Annotated in this window: 1 protein-coding gene; it reads right to left on the bottom strand. The window is 68.0% G+C overall.

What is annotated here, in order from left to right; translation table 11 throughout:
- Window positions 1-212 precede the first annotated feature (212 nt).
- The gene (locus ACFU7Y_RS41070; protein WP_224278209.1) at window positions 213-4,106 is read right to left on the bottom strand and encodes a DNA-directed RNA polymerase subunit beta'; all 3,894 of its coding nucleotides are present in this window, start codon (window positions 4,104-4,106) and stop codon (window positions 213-215) included.
- Window positions 4,107-4,189: the final 83 nt, after the last annotated feature.

Below are 4,189 nucleotides of genomic sequence, written 5' to 3'. Positions count from 1 at the left end.
TACCTCTGGGTTATGAGCCCAGCGAGCTACCGAGCTGCTCCACCCCGCGTCGGTGAACACGACTCTACGCGACTCCGGCCGAATGTCCTAACCGGGTTTCCCTCCGGGCCCCGGCAGCGCTCGGCCGAGGGGCCTGGAACGCCGCAGGGCGGCCACCCCGTGCGGGGTGACCGCCCATGCGGTCCGGGCCCGTGGTCGGGCCGGGAGGTGACTCAGCCGGTGTACGGGCCGTAGTCGTAGTCGTCCAGCGGGACCGCCTGGCCGGAGCCGGCGCCGAAGGGCGACAGGTCGTAGTCGTCGTAGCCGACGGCCGAGTACATCGCGGCCTTGGCCTCCTCGGTCGGCTCGACCCGGATGTTGCGGTAGCGGGGCAGACCCGTACCGGCCGGGATGAGCTTACCGAGGATGACGTTCTCCTTGAGGCCCAGCAGCGGGTCCGACTTGGCGTGGATCGCCGCGTCGGTGAGGACCCGGGTCGTCTCCTGGAAGGAGGCGGCCGACAGCCAGGACTCGGTGGCCAGCGAGGCCTTGGTGATACCCATCAGCTGCGGACGGCCGGAGGCGGGGTGACCGCCCTCGGCGACGACGCGGCGGTTCTCCTGCTCGAAGCGACCGCGCTCGACCAGCTCGCCGGGCAGCAGCTCGGCGTCGCCCGACTCGATGATCGTCACGCGGCGGAGCATCTGCCGGATGATGATCTCGATGTGCTTGTCGTGGATCGACACACCCTGCGAGTTGTAGACCTTCTGGACCTCGGCGACCAGGTGGACCTGGACGGCACGCTGGCCCATGATGCGCAGGACGTCGTGCGGGTTGGTGGCACCCATGGTCAGCTTCTGGCCGACCTCGACCGCCTCGCCCTCGCTGACCAGCAGCTTCACGCGCTTCGAGACCGGGTAGGCGATCTCGTCGCTGCCGTCGTCCGGCGTGACGACCAGCTTGCGGGTCTTCTCGGTGTCCTCGATCCGGACCCGGCCGGCGGCCTCCGAGATCGGGGCCACACCCTTGGGGGTACGGGCCTCGAAGAGCTCGACGACACGCGGCAGACCCTGGGTGATGTCGTCACCGGCCACACCACCGGTGTGGAAGGTACGCATGGTCAGCTGGGTACCGGGCTCACCGATGGACTGGGCGGCGATGATGCCGACCGCCTCACCGATGTCGACCAGCTTGCCGGTGGCCAGCGAGCGCCCGTAGCACATGGCGCAGGTGCCGACGGCCGACTCACAGGTCAGGATCGAGCGGGTCTTGACCTCGCCGATGCCGTGGCGGATCAGTTCGTCGATCAGGACGTCACCGAGGTCGGTGTTGGCGGTGGCCAGCAGCTTGCCGTCGACGGTGATGTCCTCGGCGAGCATGCGGGCGTACACGCTGGTCTCGACGTCGTCGGCCTTGCGCAGCACGCCGTCCGCGCCCACGGAACCGATCGCCAGCTTCAGGCCGCGCTCGGTGCCGCAGTCCTCCTCGCGAATGATGACGTCCTGGGAGACGTCGACCAGACGACGGGTGAGGTAACCGGAGTCGGCGGTACGGAGGGCGGTGTCGGCCAGACCCTTACGGGCACCGTGGGTGGAGATGAAGTACTCCAGCACGGTGAGACCCTCACGGAACGACGCCTTGATGGGTCGCGGGATGGTCTCGTTCTTGGCGTTCGACACCAGACCACGCATACCGGCGATCTGGCGCATCTGCATCATGTTTCCACGAGCACCCGAGTCGACCATCATGAAGATGGGGTTCGTCTTCGGGAAGTTCGCGGCCATGGCGTCCGCGACCTCGTTGGTCGCCTGGGTCCAGATGCCGACGAGCTCCTGCTTGCGCTCGTCGTTGGTGATCAGACCGCGCTCGTACTGCTTCTGGACCTTCTCCGCCTTCGCCTCGAAGCCCTCCAGGATCTGGGGCTTGCTCGGCGGGACGATGACGTCCGAGATCGAGACGGTGACACCCGAGCGGGTCGACCAGTGGAAGCCGGCCGCCTTCAGGTTGTCCAGGGTCGCCGCGACGACGACCTTGGGGTAGCGCTCCGCCAGGTCGTTGACGATCGCGGAGAGCTGCTTCTTGCCCACCTCGTAGTCGACGAACGGGTAGTCCTCGGGCAGCAGCTCGTTGAAGAGCGCGCGGCCCAGGGTGGTGGTCAGGCGGAAGGGCTCGCCCTCGTACCAGGTCGACTGGCCGTCCTCGTCCACCGGGGCGGTCCAGCCGCGCGGCGGGACGGTGCCGGCCGGCAGGCGCAGCTCGATCGGGGCCTGGACGTCCAGGTCGCGGGCGTCGAAGGCCATGATCGCCTCGGCGGTCGACGAGAAGGTGCGGCCGGCGCCCTTCACGTTGTCGCGGTCCGAGGTCAGGAAGAACAGACCGAGCACCATGTCCTGGGTCGGCATGGTGACGGGGCGACCGTCGGCCGGCTTCAGGATGTTGTTCGAGGACAGCATCAGGATGCGGGCCTCGGCCTGCGCCTCCGCGGAGAGCGGCAGGTGGACGGCCATCTGGTCACCGTCGAAGTCCGCGTTGAACGCGGTGCAGACGAGCGGGTGGATCTGGATGGCCTTGCCCTCGACCAGCTGCGGCTCGAAGGCCTGGATGCCGAGGCGGTGCAGGGTGGGCGCACGGTTCAGCAGGACCGGGTGCTCGGCGATGACCTCTTCGAGCACGTCCCACACGACCGGGCGGGCACGCTCGACCATGCGCTTGGCCGACTTGATGTTCTGCGCGTGGTTCAGGTCGACCAGGCGCTTCATCACGAACGGCTTGAAGAGCTCCAGCGCCATGGCCTTCGGCAGACCGCACTGGTGCAGCTTGAGCTGCGGGCCGACGACGATGACCGAACGGGCCGAGTAGTCGACTCGCTTGCCGAGCAGGTTCTGACGGAAACGACCCTGCTTGCCCTTCAGCATGTCGCTGAGGGACTTCAGCGGGCGGTTGCCCGGACCGGTGACCGGACGGCCGCGGCGGCCGTTGTCGAACAGCGCGTCGACGGCCTCCTGGAGCATGCGCTTCTCGTTGTTCACGATGATCTCGGGGGCACCGAGGTCGAGCAGGCGCTTCAGGCGGTTGTTGCGGTTGATCACGCGGCGGTACAGGTCGTTCAGGTCGGAGGTCGCGAAGCGGCCACCGTCCAGCTGCACCATCGGACGCAGGTCCGGCGGGATGACCGGGACGCAGTCCAGCACCATGCCGTTGGGCTTGTTGGTGGTCTGCAGGAACGCGGAGACGACCTTGAGGCGCTTCAGCGCACGGGTCTTCTTCTGGCCCTTGCCGGTGCGGATGATCTCGCGCAGGCGCTCGGACTCCTCCGCCAGGTCGAAGGTCTCCAGGCGGTCCTTGAGGGCCGCCGCACCCATCGAGCCGGAGAAGTAGGTGCCGAAGCGGTCGCGCAGCTCGCGGTAGAGCAGCTCGTCGCCCTCAAGGTCCTGGACCTTGAGGTTCTTGAAGCGGGCCCACACCTCGTCGAGGCGGTCGAGCTCGCGCTGCGCGCGGTCGCGCAGCTGCTTCATCTCGCGCTCGGCGCCCTCGCGCACCTTGCGGCGCACGTCGGCCTTGGCGCCCTCGGCCTCCAGCTCGGCCAGGTCGGTCTCGGCCTTCTTGGCGCGGGCTTCGAGGTCGGAGTCGCGGCGGTTCTCGATCTGCTGGCGCTCGACCGAGACGTGCGCCTCCAGGGACGGCAGGTCGCGCTGGCGGCGCTCGTCGTCGACCCAGGTGATCATGTAGGCGGCGAAGTAGATGACCTTCTCGAGGTCCTTCGGCGCCAGGTCGAGCAGGTAGCCCAGACGGGACGGCACGCCCTTGAAGTACCAGATGTGCGTGACCGGGGCGGCCAGCTCGATGTGGCCCATCCGCTCACGGCGCACCTTGGCGCGGGTCACCTCGACGCCGCAGCGCTCGCAGATGATGCCCTTGAAGCGGACGCGCTTGTACTTACCGCAGTAGCACTCCCAGTCCCGGGTGGGGCCGAAGATCTTCTCGCAGAAGAGGCCGTCCTTTTCGGGCTTCAGGGTGCGGTAGTTGATGGTCTCCGGCTTCTTGACCTCGCCGTGCGACCACTGGCGGATGTCGTCGGCGGTGGCCAGGCCGATGCGGAGCTCGTCGAAGAAGTTGACGTCAAGCACTGGTCGTCAAGCCCTCTTTCGTAAGTCGAGAGTCGTTCATGTGGTCTGAGGGGGGCCTGGGGGCGGGCCGGCCGCTGCTGCGG

Source organism: Kitasatospora sp. NPDC057542 (genome assembly GCF_042801945.1).
Classification (GTDB): Bacteria; Actinomycetota; Actinomycetes; order Streptomycetales; family Streptomycetaceae; genus Kitasatospora.
Note: the sequence above shows the minus strand (reverse complement) of the source record. Positions and strands in the feature narration are given on the sequence as shown.